Genomic DNA, 3,689 nt, shown 5'->3' on the forward strand with positions numbered 1-3,689 from the left:
TCGTACAGCTGGACGAGGTACTCGGCTAAATCGAGCAGCTCCTCCTCCCTGATCAGGGTATTGACGGTAACGTAAACCTTCACCCCACGCAGGTGAGCGTAGTCTATGGCCTCCGTCATGGCCTTGTGGTCGAAGTTAGCAGCGAACTTCCTCGCTCCAAACCTTTTGCCGCTCAGGTACACCGCATCCGCACCTGCCGCTATGGCAGAGTGCAGGGCCTGGGGCGATCCAGCTGGGGCGAGGAGTTCAGGCAGTCTTATCAATGTCAGTCAGAATGACTGTTGCCCCTGAGTTGATAAGCCCTATCCTTACCGTAAAAGAGGAGCCTCAATGATCATCTGGATTTTTATTCATCTGCCTGAAGATGACGATGTCTTAAGCGGGTTATTTATCTGATGAATTGCATTTACATAGTTCTGGTGGATGTGATGAATCATTCCAGTGCAGTAATAGTTCTGATGGCCCTTTTATTCCTCTCCACCAGTGGGGAGGCATTGAGGACCTTTTCTGGCGATACGATATCCATAGTCAATCCCGTAGAGGATGATATCTTTGCCGCAGGAAACATAGTGAATATCAACGCTCCAGTTGATTCGGCTGTAGTCGCCGGAGGCACAGTGAACATCAACGCGCCAGTAAAGGGAGACGTCATTGCTGCTGGCGGCCAGGTCTATGTGAACTCCGATGTGGGTGGAAAGGTGGTGGCTGTCGGGGGTACCATCGATTTGAGAGGAGATGTCGGCACCAATCTGGTGGCAGCAGGAGGCCAGGTGAGCATACTTCCGGGCAGGACAGTGGGCAGAGATGCCCTCATCAGCGCCGGCAATGCGGTGAACTCCGGCCGGATCAATGGCACAATGACCGTTTATGCGAGCGACTTCAACAACACCGGCTCGGCAGGCAAGGTCGACTTCTATCAGACGGAGAGGACAGAGGATAAGGCCCCGCCAAGAGAGGATAAATGGGGCGGCTTTGATCTCTTCAGCCTGATAAGCATCATCGGATACTTCATCCTGGGACTGATCCTGGTAAAGCATATTCCCGTCATCTTCCGGACTGTGGACGAGGAGATTCGCACCTCCACCCTGCTCAGGACCGTACTGGGATTCATCATCATCATCGCCTCATTCATCGCTCTCTTGCTGGTGGCCATCACCGTGGTGGGCCTGCCGATAGCAGTGGTATCTACGTTCCTCGTGATCGTCGGCCTGATGCTCAGCGGGACATTTGTGGCCTATAGCCTGGGCCGGTGGATCTGCCTGCAGGGCAAGCTGAAACAGGGGGATCTGGTATGCTTTACCATTGGATTTGTCATCCTCAATCTTCTATTCCTCATCCCCTACCTGGGCGGCCTGGTGTCCATTGTATCCATGAGCCTGGGCTTCGCTGCCCTTCTGTATGCCGCCCGGCGCCTGATTATGGCAAGCAACAATAAGGCGGAGGCGTTGGAATAAAAAAAAAGGAGAGATCAACTTTTTTTCTGGCAACCTTTTTTCAGCCGGCCAGAATTATTTTTTTCAATCTCGATCTGAGCCCTTCTGGCCATGGCTTATCCTCCAGCGGATCCTTTTTATGATCCCCAGAAGCGCTCGAGCCTCTCTCTCCGTCAGCTCCGCCCGACCGAAGATCCGCCGCAGCATAAGCAGGGTATAGTCCTCCTTATGCTCGGGATATGCGATATCCGCAAGAAGATCTCCCGCCCTCTCCTGCAACAGATTCAACGTCTCTTTTCTGGCCATCTGGACACTGCTCGAGCTATTGCTTCCAATCCCGGAGAGCTCATAGAACAGAATCGCTGCCGAGTGGGAGAGGTTCATCACCGGGTACTCCTCGGAGGTGGGAATGGAGACGATCATATCGCACAGGGAGATCTCATCGCTGTTCAGGCCGCAGTCCTCTCTCCCCAGGAGCAGGGCTACCATCCCCTCCTTATCCCGGAGCTTTTCCGCCAGACCGGCTGGGGTCAGGCAGGGCACCCTTAGGTGCAGCCGCAGGTGGTGCTGCTCATGCTCCAGCCTCTTGCCGGTTGTGCCCACCACCAGGTTCGCCCCCTCCAGGGCCTCGGCCAGAGTTGAGAAGCTCCGGGACATCTGCAGAACGTCCCGGGCATGAGAGGCCATGGCACAACCATAGTCCTCGATCTTGCAGGGGTTGACCAGGGCCAGGTCATGAAAGCCGAAGTTCTTCATCGCCCGGGCCACAGAGCCCACATTGCCCTCATAGAGGGGCTCGACCAAAACCACTCTCAGGTTCATGGGAGCTATCCTTTTGAGACCCCCAGGGGAACCAGCCTGGCTACCCTGGTGGCTATGCCCAAGTTGTGCACCACATCCACCACATCGCCAGAGGGTTTGTAGACCTGGGGAGCTTCCTCTGCCAGCATTCCAGGGGAGGTGGAGCGAACGGCGATTCCGTCCCGGTTGAGGGCGGCCTTCACCTCTTTGCCTGTGAACTGCCTCAGGGCCTGGCTTCTGCTCATCACCCGGCCTGAGCCGTGGCAGGCGGAGCCGAAGGTCAGATCAAGGGCCTTGTCCTGGCCGCAGAGAACGTATGAGGCCGTGCCCATGCTCCCCGGTATCAGCACCGGCTGGCCCAGGCCCTCATAAGCAGCGGGAATCTCCGTTCTTGAGGGACCGAAGGCCCGAGTGGCCCCCTTGCGGTGGACATAGAGCCTCTCCTTCTTGCCCTCCACCCGATGCTCCTCGATCTTGGCCACGTTATGGGCCACATCGTAGAGCAGCTGCAGCTGGGAGCCGGGGAAGTAGCGGTCGAAGACCTCCCTCGTCCAGTGGGCGATGATATGCCGGTTGGCCCAGGCATAGTTGGCGGCGCAGACCATGGCCCCGAAGTAGTGATCTGCCTCGGGAGTGCCCAGAGGAGCGCAGGCCAGCTGCTTATCAGGGATGTCGATATTGTACTTTCTCACCGCTTTGGACAGGACGTCCAGGTGATCGGTGCAGATCTGGTGGCCCGCCCCCCGTGAGCCGCAGTGGATCATCACTGTGATCTGGCCCTTGAAAAGGCCGAACCTTTTTGCAATCTCCGGGTTATAGATCTCCTCGACCCTCTGAATCTCCAGGAAGTGGTTGCCGCTGCCCAGGGTACCAAGCTGGGGGCGGCCCCGTTTTCTCGCTTTGACCCCCACCTGGGAGGGGTCCGCTCCGGGCATGGAGCCATTCTCCTCGCAGAAATCCAGGTCCGACTCCACTCCATAGCCCTCCTCTACTGCCCACTCCGCTCCCCGGAGAAAGGATTCGGTCAATTGCCGATCGGTGGCATGAAGCCTGCCTGTGGATCCCAGGCCCGAGGGCACCGCCTGAAAGAGGGCATCGAGGAGGGTGTTGATGAGCGGCTGCACGTCCCTGGCCTGCAGGTCCGAGCGGAGCAGGCGCACCCCGCAGTTGATGTCAAAGCCCACCCCGCCGGGACTGATGATCCCACCCTGCTCTTTGAAGGCGGCCACCCCGCCGATGGGAAAGCCGTAGCCCAGGTGGGCATCGGGCATGGCCATGGAGTGTCCGACGATTCCGGGAAGGGTGGCGACATTGGCCACCTGGTCGACCGTCCCCGGCTCGACCATCTCCCGCAGGGCGGCTGAGACGAATATCCTGCCCGGCACCCGCATTCCCGGCCGGTAGCCGATTGGCACCTCGTAGATGTTATCATCGATCTTCTCAATTTCCATATAT

4 protein-coding genes are annotated in these 3,689 nt (G+C 57.9%); 1 reads left to right on the forward strand and 3 read right to left on the reverse strand.

Annotation, left to right across the window (positions count from 1 at the left end; all coding sequences use genetic code 11):
• A partial coding sequence (locus tag BP727_RS12115) for a peptidase U32 family protein (RefSeq protein ID WP_413788532.1) occupies nt 1–260 on the reverse strand: 260 nt, incomplete at its 3' end.
• Between the two features lie 135 nt (nt 261–395).
• Here BP727_RS12115 and BP727_RS12120 point away from each other — a divergent pair.
• Complete coding sequence (locus tag BP727_RS12120; protein WP_013719666.1) at nt 396–1,454, forward strand: hypothetical protein; 1,059 nt, start codon at nt 396–398, stop codon at nt 1,452–1,454.
• 63 nt (nt 1,455–1,517) lie between these two features.
• Here BP727_RS12120 and BP727_RS12125 read toward each other — a convergent pair whose 3' ends face one another.
• Together BP727_RS12125 and BP727_RS12130 are read right to left on the reverse strand one after the other, a co-directional pair.
• Nucleotides 1,518–2,255 carry an RNA methyltransferase gene (locus BP727_RS12125; protein ID WP_013719667.1) on the reverse strand — a complete coding sequence of 246 codons (738 nt, stop codon included), beginning with the start codon at nt 2,253–2,255 and terminating at the stop codon, nt 1,518–1,520.
• 5 nt (nt 2,256–2,260) lie between these two features.
• Nucleotides 2,261–3,685: an RtcB family protein gene (locus BP727_RS12130; RefSeq protein ID WP_013719668.1), complete on the reverse strand. Its 1,425-nt coding sequence runs from the start codon at nt 3,683–3,685 to the stop codon at nt 2,261–2,263.
• Between the last annotated feature and the right edge of the window lie 4 nt (nt 3,686–3,689).

The sequence above is a fragment of the Methanosaeta sp. UBA356 genome (assembly GCF_002496465.1).
In the GTDB taxonomy this organism is placed as follows: domain Archaea; phylum Halobacteriota; class Methanosarcinia; order Methanotrichales; family Methanotrichaceae; genus Methanothrix; species Methanothrix soehngenii.

Coding starts and splice junctions, on each gene's coding strand:
- BP727_RS12120 (WP_013719666.1), top strand. CDS start 396: ATGAATTGCATTTACATAGTTCTGGTGGATGTGATGAATCATTCCAGT.
- BP727_RS12125 (WP_013719667.1), bottom strand. CDS start 2,255: ATGAACCTGAGAGTGGTTTTGGTCGAGCCCCTCTATGAGGGCAATGTG.
- BP727_RS12130 (WP_013719668.1), bottom strand. CDS start 3,685: ATGGAAATTGAGAAGATCGATGATAACATCTACGAGGTGCCAATCGGC.